Source organism: Amycolatopsis sp. WAC 04197, from assembly GCF_003947475.1.
Lineage (GTDB): Bacteria > Actinomycetota > Actinomycetes > Mycobacteriales > Pseudonocardiaceae > Amycolatopsis > Amycolatopsis japonica.
On the sequence record NZ_QHJK01000015.1, the window covers coordinates 1 to 15,765 of the forward strand.

The 15,765-nt window shown below is 66.8% G+C and carries 15 protein-coding genes and 1 pseudogene; 3 read left to right on the plus strand and 13 right to left on the minus strand.

Annotated elements, in window-relative coordinates; genetic code table 11:
- Positions 1 to 776, plus strand: a pseudogene (gene kgd / locus DMC64_RS38755) (multifunctional oxoglutarate decarboxylase/oxoglutarate dehydrogenase thiamine pyrophosphate-binding subunit/dihydrolipoyllysine-residue succinyltransferase subunit); the annotation flags it as partial.
- Between the two features lie 38 nt (positions 777 to 814).
- On the opposite strand, the gene DMC64_RS38760 reads toward kgd, so the two are convergent.
- The 8 genes from DMC64_RS38760 to DMC64_RS38795 are packed head-to-tail and all read right to left on the minus strand — an operon-like array spanning position 815 to position 8,543.
- The gene (locus DMC64_RS38760; RefSeq protein ID WP_125737567.1) at positions 815 to 1,588 is read right to left on the minus strand and encodes an SDR family NAD(P)-dependent oxidoreductase; all 774 of its coding nucleotides are present in this window, start codon (positions 1,586 to 1,588) and stop codon (positions 815 to 817) included.
- A 30-nt stretch (positions 1,589 to 1,618) separates the two neighbouring features.
- A complete protein-coding gene (locus DMC64_RS38765) occupies positions 1,619 to 2,377 on the minus strand; it encodes an SDR family NAD(P)-dependent oxidoreductase (RefSeq protein ID WP_125737568.1) in 759 nt (252 codons plus the stop codon).
- Positions 2,378 to 2,398: 21 nt separating this feature from the next.
- Positions 2,399 to 3,433, minus strand: coding sequence for an amidohydrolase family protein (locus DMC64_RS38770; RefSeq protein WP_125737569.1), 1,035 nt, complete (start codon positions 3,431 to 3,433; stop codon positions 2,399 to 2,401).
- On the minus strand, positions 3,430 to 4,503 hold the full coding sequence (locus DMC64_RS38775) for an amidohydrolase family protein (RefSeq protein ID WP_125737570.1): 1,074 nt from the start codon (positions 4,501 to 4,503) through the stop codon (positions 3,430 to 3,432). The genes DMC64_RS38770 and DMC64_RS38775 overlap by 4 nt, the downstream gene beginning before the upstream one ends.
- Positions 4,500 to 4,946: a Rieske (2Fe-2S) protein gene (locus DMC64_RS38780; protein ID WP_125737571.1), complete on the minus strand. Its 447-nt coding sequence runs from the start codon at positions 4,944 to 4,946 to the stop codon at positions 4,500 to 4,502. The genes DMC64_RS38775 and DMC64_RS38780 overlap by 4 nt, the downstream gene beginning before the upstream one ends.
- A complete protein-coding gene (locus DMC64_RS38785; protein ID WP_125737572.1) occupies positions 4,946 to 6,736 on the minus strand; it encodes a biotin carboxylase N-terminal domain-containing protein in 1,791 nt (596 codons plus the stop codon). Before DMC64_RS38785 ends, DMC64_RS38780 begins: the two co-directional genes overlap by 1 nt.
- 26 nt (positions 6,737 to 6,762) lie before the next feature.
- On the minus strand, positions 6,763 to 6,960 hold the full coding sequence (locus tag DMC64_RS38790; RefSeq protein ID WP_125737573.1) for an acyl-CoA carboxylase subunit epsilon: 198 nt from the start codon (positions 6,958 to 6,960) through the stop codon (positions 6,763 to 6,765).
- Entirely contained in the window at positions 6,957 to 8,543 is a 1,587-nt protein-coding gene (locus DMC64_RS38795) for an acyl-CoA carboxylase subunit beta (RefSeq protein ID WP_370325744.1), read from the minus strand. The genes DMC64_RS38790 and DMC64_RS38795 overlap by 4 nt, the downstream gene beginning before the upstream one ends.
- 174 nt (positions 8,544 to 8,717) lie before the next feature.
- Here DMC64_RS38795 and DMC64_RS38800 point away from each other — a divergent pair, with 174 nt between their 5' ends.
- Positions 8,718 to 9,230: a flavin reductase family protein gene (locus DMC64_RS38800; RefSeq protein WP_125737575.1), complete on the plus strand. Its 513-nt coding sequence runs from the start codon at positions 8,718 to 8,720 to the stop codon at positions 9,228 to 9,230.
- A 1-nt stretch (position 9,231) separates the two neighbouring features.
- Here DMC64_RS38800 and DMC64_RS38805 read toward each other — a convergent pair whose 3' ends face one another.
- Genes DMC64_RS38805 through DMC64_RS38815 form a run of 3 tightly spaced genes read right to left on the minus strand, consistent with a single transcriptional unit; the run spans position 9,232 to position 12,877 of the window.
- Positions 9,232 to 10,140, minus strand: coding sequence for an MBL fold metallo-hydrolase (locus tag DMC64_RS38805; protein ID WP_125737576.1), 909 nt, complete (start codon positions 10,138 to 10,140; stop codon positions 9,232 to 9,234).
- A 10-nt stretch (positions 10,141 to 10,150) separates the two neighbouring features.
- Positions 10,151 to 12,064 (minus strand): NAD(P)/FAD-dependent oxidoreductase, encoded by a 1,914-nt coding sequence (locus DMC64_RS38810; RefSeq protein ID WP_199755234.1) that lies wholly within the window; start codon positions 12,062 to 12,064, stop codon positions 10,151 to 10,153.
- Positions 12,065 to 12,091: 27 nt separating this feature from the next.
- Complete coding sequence (locus tag DMC64_RS38815; RefSeq protein WP_125737577.1) at positions 12,092 to 12,877, minus strand: SDR family NAD(P)-dependent oxidoreductase; 786 nt, start codon at positions 12,875 to 12,877, stop codon at positions 12,092 to 12,094.
- Positions 12,878 to 13,053: 176 nt separating this feature from the next.
- Between DMC64_RS38815 and DMC64_RS38820 the strand changes: the two genes are divergently transcribed.
- On the plus strand, positions 13,054 to 13,512 hold the full coding sequence (locus DMC64_RS38820; protein ID WP_125737578.1) for a nuclear transport factor 2 family protein: 459 nt from the start codon (positions 13,054 to 13,056) through the stop codon (positions 13,510 to 13,512).
- Positions 13,513 to 13,557: 45 nt separating this feature from the next.
- On the opposite strand, the gene DMC64_RS38825 is transcribed toward DMC64_RS38820, so the two are convergent.
- Both DMC64_RS38825 and DMC64_RS38830 read right to left on the minus strand, forming a co-directional pair.
- Positions 13,558 to 14,367: an SDR family NAD(P)-dependent oxidoreductase gene (locus DMC64_RS38825; protein ID WP_125737579.1), complete on the minus strand. Its 810-nt coding sequence runs from the start codon at positions 14,365 to 14,367 to the stop codon at positions 13,558 to 13,560.
- The gene (locus DMC64_RS38830) at positions 14,345 to 15,646 is read right to left on the minus strand and encodes a glycosyltransferase (RefSeq protein WP_125737580.1); all 1,302 of its coding nucleotides are present in this window, start codon (positions 15,644 to 15,646) and stop codon (positions 14,345 to 14,347) included. Before DMC64_RS38830 ends, DMC64_RS38825 begins: the two co-directional genes overlap by 23 nt.
- Between the last annotated feature and the right edge of the window lie 119 nt (positions 15,647 to 15,765).

The following is a 15,765-nucleotide window of genomic DNA, read 5'->3' on the forward strand; positions in this document are numbered from 1 at the left end:
ACTCCGAAGCACTCGTCATGTGGGAAGCGCAGTTCGGTGACTTCGTCAACGGCGCGCAGACCGTCATCGACGAGTACATCTCCTCCGGCGAGGCCAAGTGGGGCCAGCTCTCCGACGTCGTGCTGCTCCTGCCGCACGGCCACGAAGGCCAGGGCCCCGACCACACCTCCGGCCGCATCGAGCGCTTCCTCTCGCTGTGCGCCGAGGGCTCGATGACCGTCGCGGTCCCGTCGACCCCGGCGAACTACTTCCACCTGCTCCGCCGCCACGCCCTCGACGGGGTGAACCGGCCGCTGATCGTCTTCACGCCGAAGCGACTGCTGAGGGACAAGAAGGTCAAGTCCGCACTGGACGAGTTCACCGGCACCTCGAAGTTCATGTCGGTCATCGACGACCCCGACATCGACCCCGCGAACATCCGCAAGGTAGTGCTCAGTTCCGGGAAGATGTACTGGGAGCTGGTGGCCGAGCGTGCCAAACGCGAGCAGAACGACGTCGCACTGGTCCGAATCGAGCAGTACTACCCCTTGCCGGTCAGGAAGCTTCGGGCTGCCTTGGAACGGTACTCACGGTCCGCCGAAGTCGTTTGGGTGCAGGAGGAGCCCGAGAATCAGGGTGCTTGGCCGTTCTTCGGCCTCCATCTCCCGCGGCGTTTCCCCGATCTGCTCAAGAGGGTGGACGTGGTGGCCCGCCGACCTATGGCGGCCCCCTCGGCCGGTTCCAACGCGGTCCACGACATCGAGCAGAAAGCGCTCATAATCCAGGCACTCGGCTGAGGGACAGGGGCGCTTCCGCGAGGAAGCGCCCCTGCTCCTCAGGAACCTCCGTCGACGTGGACGTTTTCCCCGCAGATGTTCCCGTTCGCCGCGGACACGAGGAACGTGATCGTCTTCGCGAGTTCGTCCGGTGTGCTGAACCGGCCGGTGCAGATCCGGGCCTGGAGCCGTTCGAGACGTTCGGGGGTCAGCCAAGCGGTGAGTTCCTCGTTCATCACCCCTCCCGGGGTGACGACGTTCGTGAGGACACCACGCCTGCCGAATTCGACGCCGAGGCTGCGGGCCGCACCGGTCAGGGCGGCCTTCGCGGAAGCGGCGGCGACCTCGAACGGGAAGTCACCCGCCCAGCCACGCTCCGCGCCCAGGGAGGACACGAACACGATCCTCCCCCAGGATCGCTCCACCATGGACGGAATCACCCGCTGCACGGTGAGCAGGACGGCTTCCAGGTCGGTGGTGAGCCGACGCTGTATCTCCTCGCGCGGGACGGCTTCGAAAGCGGTCTTCGACATCGGCGCGGGCGCGGACATCGCGTTGGCCACGAAGATGTCGATGGCTCCCCACTGAGCCAGGACCGCCGCGATACCGCGGTCGATCGTTTCGGGTTGCCCCAGGTCGTACTCGACGGCGATCGCCTCGCCTCCCTCGGCCCGGATCTGCTCGGCCAGAGCGGCGCCCTTCTCTTCGTTGGTCCGGTAGGTCAAAGCCACCTTCGCGCCGTTACGCGCGAGTTCACGGCAGGTGGAGGCACCGATGCCGACACCCGAACCGCCGGTCACGAAAGCGACCTTGCCACTGATACCCAGTTCCATCGGGACTCCTTGCTTCGGGGTTTGTTCGGGTTACCAGGTGACTCCGCCGCTCAGATCGACCTCTTGGCCGGTCACGACCCGGTTCTGGGCCGAGGCGAGCATCACCACCATCCGGGCGACATCAGCGGCGTCGACGAGATCACCGAACGGTGACAGCGCGGCGAATTCCTCGCGGTACTCCGGATACCAGGGTTCGCGCACGTTGCGCGCCGTGCGGGTGAGACCGAGCACGACGACATTGGACAGGATTTCGCCCATCGCTCCGGCGCTGAACGCGAGCGACCTGCTGAAACCGTGCAGCGCCGCCTTCGCGGTCGTGTAGAACTCGAATCCGCGTTTTCCTTGGGCGACCAGGCTGCTGGAGACGTGGACGAATCGCCCCCACTTCGCCTCGCCCATGTGTTCCAGGACCGCACCACTGAGCTCGACAGCGCTTTCGATGTTGTCCCGCAAGGATTCCCGCCAAGGGAATCGTTCTAGCTTGCCGATGTCGGCGTCCGGTGGCGACATCGGCGACAGCGCGTTGTTGATCAGCACTTGAACCGGGCCACCCCAGTTCAGTACGTCTCCGACGAGGCGGACGCCCGCTCCCGGCTCGTTCATCGCGTAGCGGAAGGACCGCACCGCACCGTCGGTCTCCTCTTCGACCGTTCGAGCCGAACGGTCGTCCGCGTGGTAGGTGAAGGCCACCTGCGCGCCTTCGGCGGCGAAAGCACGCACCAGCTCGCGTCCGATCCCGCCACTTCCTCCGGTGATCAAGACCGTCCGGTCTCGCAGGCCAAGGTCCACTGGTCGGCTTCCTTTCCGCGGTCAGCGCCGGGCGAGGCGCGGATAGTGTTCGAGCGCGTTCTCCCGGAGGACGCGCCCCCGGTCTCCGTCCGCGAGCAGGTCCAGCATGCGCCGGGAACGACTGCCCGGGACGTGGGGGAAGTCGCTGCTGTACATCACATAGTTCGAGACGGCGGCAAGATCGGCGACCTCGCGGATCTCCTCGTCTCCGGGTGGAAGATGACCCGGTTCGAGGGTGAACCGGATCCGCTCCGTCACCACGTCCGATGGCGGCCGATCGAGCCACGGGACCTCGCGCCATAAGCTCTTCCAGTCCTTGTCCAGTCGCCACAGCAAGGGATGCAGCCAGGAGAATCCGCACTCGGCCATGGTCACCCGTAGCGTCGGTGTCCGGGCGAACACACCACCGGCCAGCAGGCTCACCAGCTGGTTCTGAGTAGCCAGATGCTGGTCGCCTAATAGTTGCTCCACATAACCGGCTGTGTATCCGGTCCCCGCGGCGCTCAACCCGGTCCTGCCGCCGGCGTGGAAGCACACGACCAGGCCGGCTTCGGCCGCGACATCGAACAGGCGGTGATAGCGCCGGTCTCCCCACCGGTTCTCGATCCGGACCGGAAGGATCACCTGTACGAAACGATCGTCCTCCGCGACCCGGGTCAGTTCCGCGACCGCGGCGTCGACGTCCAGAAGCGGAAGGACGATCCCGCCGAGGAGCCGGTCGTCCCGGTCGAGGAACCGGTCGCGCTGCCAGTCGTTGACCGCGCGAGCGCACGCGGTCTCGAAATCCGGGTTGCGTGAGAGGTCGAACAACACTGTGCAGGACAGCAGGGCGGCCGCGACCGCGCCCCCGGTCCAGTGCGTGGAAAGCTCGCCAAGAGTGGCCGGCACTCTTGGCGGCGGTTCTCCGTCGTCGGGTGCGGGCCGTTCGGCTCGATGTTCCGGCCGGAGCCGGACCGAGCCCTCATCGACGTACTGGCGCCAGTAGCCCGAAAGGCGCTCCCGGATCTCCGAGATGTCACGAGGTGCGACGTGGACGTCGGTGTCGATGGGGTTCACGCCGGCACCGCCTTCTCGCGAGAGCGGTACAGCCCTGCGGCGTTCCGATGGAAGATCTTCTCCCTCAGAGCCTTGGGGAGGCCTCGGAGAGAGTGTTCAGGTGAGTCGAAGTCCCAGTGCGGATAGTCGGAGGCGAACAGGATCCGATCGGCCATCCCGGTGTGCCGGACTGCCGTCACCAGGTCCGCCGTGCGCGTCGGCTCTTCGATCGGTTGGGTGGTGAGCCAGAAGTGCTCGCGGAAGTATTCGGAGGGCGCCCTGGACAGGATCGGAAGATCGCGGTGCCAGGTCCGGTGTAGCTCGTCCATGGACCACATCAGTGGCCCCGCCCAGCTGACGCCGCCCTCGACGAGGACGACCTTCAGATCCGGGAAGCGATCGAACACCCCGCCGAGGATCAGGCTGATGACGACCGCCTGCATCGCCCCGCTGAACTCGACGTGTTCTTCGAGGTAGTAATTCGGCGGACCCGTCAGCGGATAGGTCGCCACGCCGCCACTGTGGACACTCACCGGCAGGCCCGCCGCGCAGGCTGCTTCGTAGATCGGCCAGTAGCGCGATGATCCGAGCTGCAGCTCCGTGCTCGCGGGCGCCAGAACCTGCTGGAAGGCGGGATCGCCCGACCTCGCCTCGATCTCACCCACCGCCAACGACGGTGTTTCGAACGGCACGCAGACTGAGCCGACGAACCGGGAATCCCTGGCGAGGAACTTCTCCTCCTGCCAGTCGTTGAGGATCTCGCTCAATGCCGCGGCGAGCTCGGGATACTCGGCGCCGAAGGCGTGGGCGTGCAGCGGAATGAGCACGGCCGAGGTGATCCCGTACCGATCCAGGAGCTGCTCGATCATCAGGTCGACGTCGTTTCCCGGAAAGGAGCCTTCCGGCCAGGAGTCGGCGCGGTAGCCGCCGTTGCGCATCCGCGGGTAGATCGCTCCGGGAACGGGTGGTCGCATCCCGTATCGTTCGAGCCTGATCCGCCAGGTCTCCGGCAGCCTCGCCGCCACCTCGTGCGGCAGGATGAACGGATGCACGTCGGCGTCCACGATTCCGTCAGGCGATGCCTTTTTCACGAGGTTCCCTCCTGCTCGCGGTCGTTCGCATCGGCCCGCCGTGAGGTATCGACGACGACGTCGCCGTCCTCGACGGTCACGACGTAGGAGTCAGCCGTGTAGGGGCCCGGGCGGCGACCGGTTTCGGTGTGCACGCGGTAGGTACGGGCGGGCGCGTGCCCCGCGCCGAAGTACGACTGTCCGGTCCGGATGTCGTATTCCCAACCGTGCCACGGGCAGGCGATGTACAGCGTCGACTCGTCGACGCTCGCCGGCTTATCATGGGCTCGCAGTCCCGCGAGGACGTGCCCTTCGCACAGCGGAGCTCCCTGGTGCGGGCAATAGTTCCGGATGGCGAAGAATCGTCCGTCTACTCTGAACACTCCGATCGACTTGCCGTCGACCTCGACGATCTTGCCGTCCCGCTCGCGGAACTCCGAGACCTTACCGACAACGTGCAGCATCAGCCATCCCCCGTTCCGGCCGGACCGTCGAAGATCTCGCACAGCGTGGTGCCCGCCTGCACGGTCTGGCCGACCTGGGCGTTCAAACCCCTGACGGTGCCGTCACGGTGCGCGTGCAGTGGTTGTTCCATCTTCATCGCCTCGAGGACGAGGACGAGATCTCCCTCCGCGACCATTTGCCCTTCCGCCACGGCGACCTTCACCACGGTTCCTTGCATGGGAGAAGCCACCGCCATGCCGCCTCCGGCGGCTACCGCCCGGCTCGCCGGCACGGCGCGGCGCGGCGATCGTCGTGTGCCGGCAGGTCCGCCGACGGCGATCGCGACCGCGGGCAGCGACACTTCGATCCGTTGCCCCGCGACCTCGACCACGACCGTTTCCCGCATCTCGGCCGGTGCGGGTTCCTCCTGCCGGGCCGGGTCGGGCGGGATCCGGTTGTCGAACTCTGTCTCGATCCACCTGGTGTGCACCGTGAACGGGCCTTCGGTGTCGCGGACCTCAGGGGCGAAGGCGATGTCTCGGACAACACTGCGGTGGAACGGCAATGTGGTCGGAAGGCCTTCCACTACGAATTCGTCGAGCGCGCGTGCGGCGCGGCGGAGGGCCTGTTCCCGATCGGCTCCGGTGACGATCAGTTTGGCCAGCAGGGAATCCCAGGCAGGCCCGACCACCGTGCCCGCCTCCACTCCCGCGTCGACACGGATTCCAGGCCCGTCGGCGGGCACCCAGCGCTCGACCGTTCCAGGCGCGGGAAGGAATCCGCGGCCCGCGTCTTCACAGGTGATCCGAAACTCGAAACTGTGCCCTCTTGCGGGCGGGTCGTCGAAGGAAAGCCGCTTCCCCTCGGCGATCCGGAACATTTCGAGCACCAGATCGATACCTGTCACCTCTTCGCTGACGGGGTGTTCGACCTGAAGTCGAGTGTTGACCTCCAGGAAGGACACTGTTCCGTCCGCGCCGATGAGGAATTCACAGGTACCCGCCCCGACGTAGCCGGCCTCACGCAGGATGCGTTTCGATGCGGTGTACAGGAGTTCTGTCTGTTCGGTGGTGAGATACGGCGCGGGGGCCTCCTCGACCAGTTTCTGGTGCCGCCGCTGGAGCGAACAGTCCCTGGTGGACACGACGACGACGTTGCCGTGAGTGTCGGCGAGGCATTGGGTCTCCACGTGACGGGGCCGGTCCAGGTACCGCTCCACGAAGCATTCGCCACGCCCGAAGGCACCGACTGCCTCACGGACCGCGGACTCGTACAGCTCCGGGATCTCCTCGATCGTCCACGCGACCTTCAGTCCCCGACCTCCACCTCCGTACGCAGCCTTGATCGCGATCGGAAGCCCGTGTGCCGCGGCGAAGGCGACGACCTCGTCCGGGCCTCCGGCCGGTTCGTCGGTCCCGGCCGCCATGGGCGCACCGGCGAGCCGGGCGATCCGCCGGGCGGACACCTTGTCACCGAGGGCGCGGATGGCCGAGGGAGGCGGGCCGATCCAGATCAGGCCCGCGTCCAGGACCGCCTGCGCGAAGTCGGCGTTCTCGGAAAGAAAACCGTATCCCGGGTGGACGGCGTCCGCACCGGCCGTCACCGCGGCGTCGATCACCTTCCGGATGCTCAGGTAACTCTCCGCCGGAGTGTCACCCCCCAACGCGTAAGCGGTGTCCGCGGCGCGGACATGTGGCGAGTCCCGATCCGGCTCGGCGTAGACGGCGACGCTCTCCAACGCCGCGTCACGGCACGCACGGGCGACACGGACGGCGATCTCACCGCGGTTGGCGATGAGGACCTTGCGCATGCCCTCTCCTTTTCGTCGATACGCCTTCATCCGGTCGTCCGCCAACCAGGCAGGGGCCACGAGGACCAAGAACCAGGGCCGCCTCCGTCGAAGGGGCCGACCCGGCGCTCGCCCATCACGGCGACCGTCTGCCGCCGGGTGGCCAGGACCGCGACGACCGCTGCCAGCTCGCCCGGCTGGGGCCTGCCACGGACGATCTCGAAGGTCGTGGCTTCGCGGCTCATTGCGGCTGGTTCCCGTGTTTGCGACTGGGCAGGTGTACCTGTTTCCGCCGCAGCATGGCCAGTGCGTCGATGAGGCGTGGTCTCGTTTCGGCCGGATCGATGACGTCGTCGACCAATCCGCGTTCGGCGGCGTAGAAGGGGTGCATCAACTGGTCGCGGTACTCCTCGATCAATTCCTTCCTCACCGTGTCCGGATCGTCGGCCGCCGCGATCTGCCGCCGGAACACCACGTTCACCGCGCCTTCCGCGCCCATGACGGCGATCTCGTTGCCCGGCCAAGCCAGGGAAAGGTCCGCGCCGATCGAACGCGAATCCATCACGATGTAGGCACCGCCGTAGGCCTTCCTCAGGATCACCTGGATCCGCGGCACTGTCGCGTTGCAGTAGGCGTAGAGCAGCTTCGCGCCGTGGCGGATGATGCCACCGTGTTCCTGGCCTACGCCAGGCAGGAACCCCGGTACGTCCACCAGACTGATCAGCGGGATGTTGAAGGCGTCGCACATCGCCACGAACCGGGCGGCCTTCTCGGACGCCTCGATGTCGAGCACACCGGCCAGCGTGCTCGGCTGATTGGCCACGATGCCGGCCACCTCACCGCCGAGCCGGGTCAGCGCGCAGACGACGTTGACCGCCCAGCGTTCGTGTACCTCGAAGAACTCTCCGTGGTCGACGATCTCGGCGATCACGTCGCGGACGTCGTAGGCCCGGTTGCCGTCGGACGGCACGATGTCGAGCAGGCGGTCCGAACGCCGGGCATGCGGGTCGTCGGCGGGTGCCGACGGTGGTAGTTCTCGGTTGTTCGAAGGCAAAAGGGATAACAGGTAGCGGACTTCCTCGAGCGCGCTGTGCTCGTCGTCGTACACGAAACCGGCGACTCCGGTGATCCCGGCGTGGGTGTCCGCACCGCCGAGGGCGTCGTGGGTGATGACCTCGCCGGTCACCGCCTGCACGACATCGGGCCCGGTGATGAACATCTGCGAAGTACCGCGGACCATGAAGACGAAGTCGGTCAACGCCGGCGAGTACGAGGCGCCACCGGCGCAGGGGCCGAGAATGACGCTGATCTGTGGCAGCACGCCCGAGTTGCGCACGTTCCGGCGGAAGATCCCTCCGTAACCCGCCAGCGCGGTGACACCCTCCTGGATCCGGGCACCACTCCCGTCGCAGAGACCGACGATCGGAGCACCCGCTGATTCGGCGAGATCCATCAGCTTGTGGATCTTGTCCGCGTGCGCGGCGCCGAGCGCGCCCCCGAAGATCCGGAAGTCGTGCGCGTAGGCGAAGACGGTACGCCCGTGCACCTTGCCCCAGCCGGTGAGGACACCGTCGGTGTGCGGCCGTCGGTCCTCCAGCCCGAAGCCGGTCGCCTGATGCCGGCGCAACGACTCGATCTCCGTGAAGGTTCCTTCGTCGAACAGCAGCTCCATCCGATCGCGGGCCAACAGCTTTCCCTTGCCCAGCTGGGCTTCGGTCGCCGCCGGCGCACCCTCCCTGACCTGACGGCGCAAGCGGTGCAACTGTGCGCTGCGGTCCTTCAGGGAGGGGGCCGCGGCGGTTCCCACCGGCGGCCTGTTGTCCACCATGCTCATTTCGCGTCTCCCAGCTTCCGGAGTCGACCGACCTGACCGAGCCTGGCCCGCGTCGCCAAAGCGTCGCTTGAGCCGCTCAATATCTTCCGGTTTGGCTTGTCTCCGGTATTTCTCAACCGGGCGCCCACAGGCTGAAGGTCCAGGCGTGCCAACGGCGGATGAGGAAACATGACGATCTGCTCGGAATCGTTCCGCGATTTCTTCGGTGCCTTCCCGACCGCGGTGTCCATCGTGACCACTTTGGACGCCCGGGGCGAACCTCGCGGCCTGACCTGCAACTCGGTCGCGGCCGTGTCGCTCGACCCTCCACTGCTCTCGATCTGCGTGGCGAACCGGTCGAAGACGCTGGAGGCCTTCACCTCCACGGGCTCCTTCGTGGTCAACGTCCTCGCCGAAGGCGGCGAGGAACTGTCCACGGCCTTCGCCGGGAACTCGCGAGACAAGTTCGCCGGCGTGGAGTGGGTACCGTCGGCAATCACGGGCGGCGTTCCGGTACTCGCCACGGGAACACTCGCATACGCCGAATGTTCGGTGGTGCAGAGTGTCAGGGCTGGAGACCATCGGATCCTGATCGGGCGGATCGACGGCTCGGCCGTCTTTCCCTCTCGCCCCCTCCTGTATCAGCGCAGCACCTACTCGGTGTGGCGTCCTGCCCCGCCGGTTTCAGCGGGGCAGGACTGACTCAGGCGTGACAGACGGGGAGACCACCGTGATGGCGGACCATTTCCGCGAACAACGCGCCCACATCGAGCGGGATGCCGGGTTCGGCCCCGTCGTACTCGATGTAGGCGCGATGAAGGTTCGGCACCAGCCTCTCGGCGTCGAGCAGGTCCTGGAACTCCCCGAGATCGGCCTCGGCCGCCAGTTCAAGCGGTGACAGACCGGCCGCGATCCCTTCTCTCGCGAGTCGCTGCAACCAGCCGAAGTAGCGCTCGGTTTCGTCCAGGAGTTCCGGGCCTCCGATGCGGCCATGACCCGGAACGATCACCTTCGGCTCCAGCGCCCGTAGCCTCGACACTGCGGCGAGGGAGCCCGCGACCGAACCCATCAGGCAGAACGGGGTCGCGCCGGACAACACGACGTCACCGGTGAACAGGACACGCTCGGCGGGCAGCCACACGACCGTGTCGTCGGTGGTGTGGGCGGGGCCCATGTGCAGCAACTCCGCCACAACGTCACCCACGTGAACCACCATCTTGTTCGTATACGTGAGCTCGGGCAGGACGAGGTCGACGCCGCCCCAGCTGACATCGGGCCAGAGGCCGGTCAGATGCAATCCCGCGGCCGCCATCTCCTCGCGGGTGCGCTCGTGCGCGACCACCACCGCCTCGGGGAAGAGGAAGTTGCCGAAGGTGTGATCGCCGTGGAAATGCGTATTGACGATCACTCCCGGCATGACCGACGAGACCTTGGACACCGCCGACCGCAACGCACGGGCGCGGGCTTCGGTCGCGACGGTGTCGACCAGAGCGGTCCGCGCGCCCGAGGTGATGATGCCGGCGTTGTTGAGGCACCAGCCGCCATCGGGTTGGACGTAGCCGAAGACCCCGTCGCCGATCTCTTCGCAACGGGCCGTGACGGACACTGTCATTTCGTCCTCTTCAAGAGTAGGTGCAGGCGTCCGGATCGAAGCGCCTTGTCCGGTTCCAGTACTCGAAGGCCGAGAACGGCCAGTTCTGCACGGACCTGCCGTGCTCGTTCTTGAACCACGAGGAGACCGACGACCAGCCCCACGCCCGGAGTGGCTGTGTCGCGTCCACCCAGGCCTGATACTCCGCGCAGACGTCGGAGCGGACACTCAGGCTCCGCCGCCCGGACGCGAGCAGATACCGGATGGCGCCGAGTAGATAGGTCATCGCGCATTCGGAGAAGTAGAGGACGCTGCCTCCTTGTCCGACCAGATTCGTATTGGGGCCGTAGATGCTGAACAGATTCGGGAAACCGGGTACGAGCATGCCGAGATAGGCCGCCGGCGCGTCGCCCCAGTGCTCGTGCAGGTCCCTGTTCCCCGGGCCGGTGACCTTCATGGGGGTCAGGAACTCAGATGCGCGGAAGCCGGTGGCGAAGATGAGGACGTCCGCGTCGTACTCCGTCCCGTCCGCCGTACGGATACCGCGCGTCGTGACTTCACCGATCGGGTCGGTGACCAAGGTGACGTCGTCACGTTTGAGGGTCTGCAACCAGGTCCCGTCGTCCCTCAGCACTCGCTTGGCCCCGATCGGATACCTCGGGATGACCTTTTCGCGCAGGTCCGGCGCATCGGCCAGCTGCGCCTCCATCGCGGCCGTCAACACTGCTCGGACGTCGTCGTTGGCGGCGGAAACCGCGCGTTCGGTCGGCGGATAGCCGGGATCCACCACCCACGGCGCGCCCTGCAGCCCAGGGGCGAACAAGCCGAATCGGTACCAGGCCGCGTAATACGGGACGTGCTCCTGCAACCAGCGTTCCTCGTCCGGTAACTGGTCCCGATAGTGCGGTGTGGCGCGCAACCACGGCGGAGTGCGCTGGAAGACCACGAGCTCCTCACACTCGGGGGCGATCTCCGGGACGAACTGAAAGGCGCTCGCGCCGGTCCCGATCACAGCCACCCGCCGACCGGACAGGTCGACCGTGTGATCCCACGCGGCCGAGTGGAAGGCGGGCCCGTCGAACCGGTCCGCTCCGGGGATGTCGGGCATCTTGGGGCGGTTGAGCTGACCGACGGCGGTGATCACCACGTTCGCCGTGCTCAGCTCCTCGCCGTTGTCCGTGTGGGTTCGGATCCGCCATTCGCCCTTCTTTCCGTCCCACTCGAGTGAGCGCACCTCCGAGCCGAACCGGATGTGCTCGTGAAGCCCGTTCTCCTTGGCGAAGGCTCGTAGGTAGGAGAGAAACTCATCCTGTGTGCAGAATTGCTCCGGCCAGTCCGACCTCGTGGCGAAGGTGTAGCTGTACAGATGGCTTGGCACATCGACCCGGCAGCCTGGGTAGCTGTTCTCCAGCCAGGTGCCGCCGAGCTCGTCGTTCTTCTCGTGGATCACGAAGGGAATGCCCGCCTGCGCCAGCCGATGGCCCGCGAGCAGGCCACTGGGACCGGCGCCTACGACGACCACGCGGAACTCGCGACCCGGCGCGAGTTCCGCGAGTGTCCAGTCCGGCGCCTTCGGGTCCGCGCCGGACGGCACGATCTCCTCCGCCAAGAGGGGAAGCTGGCCGACGGTGTCCCAGCCCATGGCCCAGGTCGTGATCCGGCGCAGCGTCTCCGGGGACGGTGGCACGGGTGGCGGCAGTGAACCGTCCCGCAGGGCCCTCAGGAGCCGGAACCCCAGTTCCCTGGCCTTGTCCTGTTCTGCCGCGCTCAGACCGCCGGCAGGGTCCGGGAGCCACCGGCTCGGGTTGTAGTCCTCCGGCAAGACGTCGACGTCGCCGGTGAGGTGCGCCACGGTCATCAGCAACGTCGGCAAATCCGCTCGGCTCAGAATCCGCCTGAGCTCCGCGTCGCCGGCCCGGACCGGTGATAGGGGTGGATTGATCACGATGCGGCCGCTCCTCCGATCGAGCACTCAGTAGTTGCCCAGCCCGCCGCAGACGTTGAGCGCTTGAGCCGTCACCGCCGCCGCCCTGTCGCCGATCAGGTATTCGACCATCGCTGCCACCTCGTCGGGATCGACGTAACGGCCGATCGGTACGCGCGCGGTGATCCGATCGAACGTCTCCTGGGTGGAGACACCCCAGATCTCCGAATAGTGCTCGCGGACGCGTTCGGCCATCGGGGTCTCCACGAAGCCGGGGCAGACGGCGTTGACCGTGACTCCCGACTTGGCCAATTCCAGCCCCAGGGCTTTGGTCAGCCCGACGACACCGTGTTTGGACGCGCTGTACGGCGCGGCGTGGACGACACCCTGCTTGCCTCCGGTGGAGGCGATGTTGACGATCCGGCCCGAGCCGCGCCCGAGCATTCCGCCGGTGGTCAGCACCTGCTTGGTCATCAGGAAAGTACCGTTGAGATTCGTGTCGATGACGTCGAGCCACAACGCGTCGTCCAGTTCCGCGGTCGCGCCGCCTCCGCTGCGCCCGGCGTTGTTGACAAGGATGTCCACCGGGCCGAACTGCTCCACCGCCGCGGCGACGAACTCCTTGACCTCATCAGGACGCCGTACGTCGCACGACTTCCCTTCGACTGTGAAGTCTTTCTCCTGCAGCGACTTCACCGTCTGTGCCAGTCGTTCACCGTCCCTGCCGCAGAGATACACCCGGTGCCCGAGTTCAGCGAGCCTGGTGGCGATCGTCAGCCCGATACCACTGGTCGCTCCGGTCACCAAAGCCGTCCGCTGCTCGCCTTGCGTCATTTCTCCTCCATCGGTGACGGGTGCGGGTACGGTCCGAGCCTGACCGGCCGCTCTTGAAGCACACCCGAATCGTTCTGAACCCGGCGGTTTCCTCGTTCTTTCTGGCGTCGTTCAAGAACCCCGTAACAGAGTGGACGGAGAGACCGAGCCGGAGCAGTGAATCGGAGGAAGACCAGATGACCGAACCCAACCAGTCCGGCCAGTTGTACGCCGAGGTGCAGCATTTCTACGCTCGGCAGACACATCTGCTGGACGGCCGGGAATTCGAGGGCTATGCCGCGACATTCACCGAGGACGGCGAGTTCCTCCATTCACCCGGCAGGCCCGCCGCCAAAACCCGGCAAGGCATCGTCCGGGAACTCCGCGACTTCCACCGGAAGTTCGACGAGGACCCGGTCGTACGCCGGCATTGGTTCAACATGATCGTGCTCGATCCCGCGCCGGACGGCGTGCTCAACGCGACGTTCTACGCTTTGGTGGCCACGACCCGGCCGGGTGGGCGGATCGACGTCTCACCCAGCTGCGTGGTGCATGACGTGCTGGTCCGCGAGAACGGCGAGCTGCGTACCAAGTCCCGTCGCGTGGTACAGGATCGTCTGTTGTTCGAGGAGTCCGCGGTCGGCGCAGCGAGCTGACCCGATCCACAGGGGACGTCCGAACCGGACGTCCCCTGTGGACGCTCAGAGGGTCTTGATCAATCCCCCGTCGAGTACGACGTCACTTCCGGTCATGAAGGACGCCTCCGGCGAGGCCAGGAACACAGCGACCCGCGCGATCTCCTCAGGAGTGCCGAACCTGCCGAGGGATATCCCGCCCATGCCGTCGGCGACGGCCGTCATAGCTTCCTCTCGGCCGATTCCCAGCTGGGCACCGATCTGATCACCGATTCCGCCTTCCCGGGTCCAGACGGACGTCCGGACAGGTCCTGGTGACAAGGTGTTCACGCGAACCCCTCGTCCGGCGAACTCGATGGACAACGCCTTCGCGAGGTTGCGTACCGCTGCTTTGGCGGCCGAGTAGTCCACCAGTTGAGGGTCCGGCCGTAAGGCGTTGACGGACGAGATGTTCACGATGGAACCGCCTCCGCCGGTCAGCATCGACGGAAGTGCGGCGCGGACGACGCGGATCAGGCTCATCAGGTTCAGCTCCAGTCCGGCGATCCATTCCTCGTCGGATACGTCCAGGAACCCGCCGAAGCGTGGTGTTCCGCCGGGCGGCCCGCCGACGTTGTTCATCACGATGTCGATCGTTCCGAACCGGGACAGCGCCGCGTCGACCAGTTCGCTCGCGCCGTCCGGCCGAGAGAGGTCGACGTCGACCGTGTGGAGTTCGTTCTGTGCGGACCGGAGGTCGGCGAGATCCCTTGTGGCGTTGCGGCTTCCTGCCAGGACGAACGCGCCGGCGTTCAGGAGTTCGCGGGTGATCGCGCGGCCGATTCCGCGGCCCGCACCGGTCACCAGTGCCGTCTTACCCTTCACGGTCGACGTCATCTTTATCGTCCTTTCCCTGACCCCAGCGTTCGATCACGTCGGCGGCCGCCTCCACTCCTCGGTCCGCCCGGACATGGTGTGCGAGCAGCTCCGCGCGTTCGGCGATCCGCCGGTCCGTCAGCGCGGACAGGATCGAGGTCGTCAAGCCACGTTCGGTCAGCTTCGGCGCGCGCAGCGGTGTCGCCGTGACTCCCAGCTCCCGGAGCCTCGCCGCCCAGAACGGCTGGTCGACGCCGCTGGGCACGACGACTTGAGGCACGCCTGCGCGCACGACCTCGCCCGTCGTCCCGAGCCCACCGTGGTGCACGACCGTCGAGGCGAGCGGGAACAACCAGCGGTAGTCCGTCTCGCCGATCTGGAAGACGTCGGGTGCGTGTTGTCGTGAACAGCCACCGACCAGCACCACCCGCCGTCCACAAGCCCGTGCGGCCCCGATCACCATTCGTGCTCGGCGGTCCTCGGAATCCGTGGCCCAGAACGTCCCCATCGTGCAGACGACCGGGGACGACCCCGCGGCCACGAACCGAGCGAGTTCCCTCGGCGGGCTGTGGAACCGGTCCAGATACCAGTAGCCGGTCACATGCGCGGACGGCGGCCAGTCGGCCGGAGGCCGGTACACCGCCGGACTGAAGGGGTACAGGACCGGACGCTCGACGCCCAGTGCGCGCAGCGGAGAACGGAATCCCAGCGGCCGCAAACCCCGACGTCGCCGAATCACATTGACGGCACTTCGTGCCCGAAGCCACTCGACACTCGCCCGGGCACCATGAGTCAGACGGTTATAGGCAGGCCCCAGCGGGACTGGCCAGGCACCGAGGGCGGGCTCCGCGGCCGTCGTACTGCCGGGCCACCACGACACGCCGCACCATGGCGTCGGCGGTTCCTCCGTGAGGGCGACCGGTCTGGTCAGGATCGCGTTGACCACCAGGTCCGCGCCTTCGGCGACCTCTCGAAGCCGTTGCCATACCTCGGTCTCGCCGTCTCGGGCGAGTTCCGGAAGCACTCTCAGTGCCGCGGACAATCGAATGGCACTGGTGCTCTTCCTCAGCGACCGCACCAACTCGGCGTCGTCCATCGACGGTCTGGCGCCGCCGGGGAGGAATTCGCTCGGCGATCCGGGAACCGCGGCGAACTCGACTCGGGCTTCTGTGGCCAGTGCGCGGAATTCCGCCGGCGCGGCCAGTGCCACCTCGTGGCCACGCTTGCGTAGCTCCTCCCCCAGCGCGGCGAATGGCTGCACGTCGCCGCGCGAACCCAAGGTGGTGAGCGCGATCCTCATGTCGACCGAAGATCCCGGGGGCGCCCAGAGGGTTGGTGGAGGATCACCCGACGGCCACTTCCCGGTAGTGGGTATTCCTGCCCGCTTCAACCACCCCTCTGGCTGTCGAGTTCATCGTT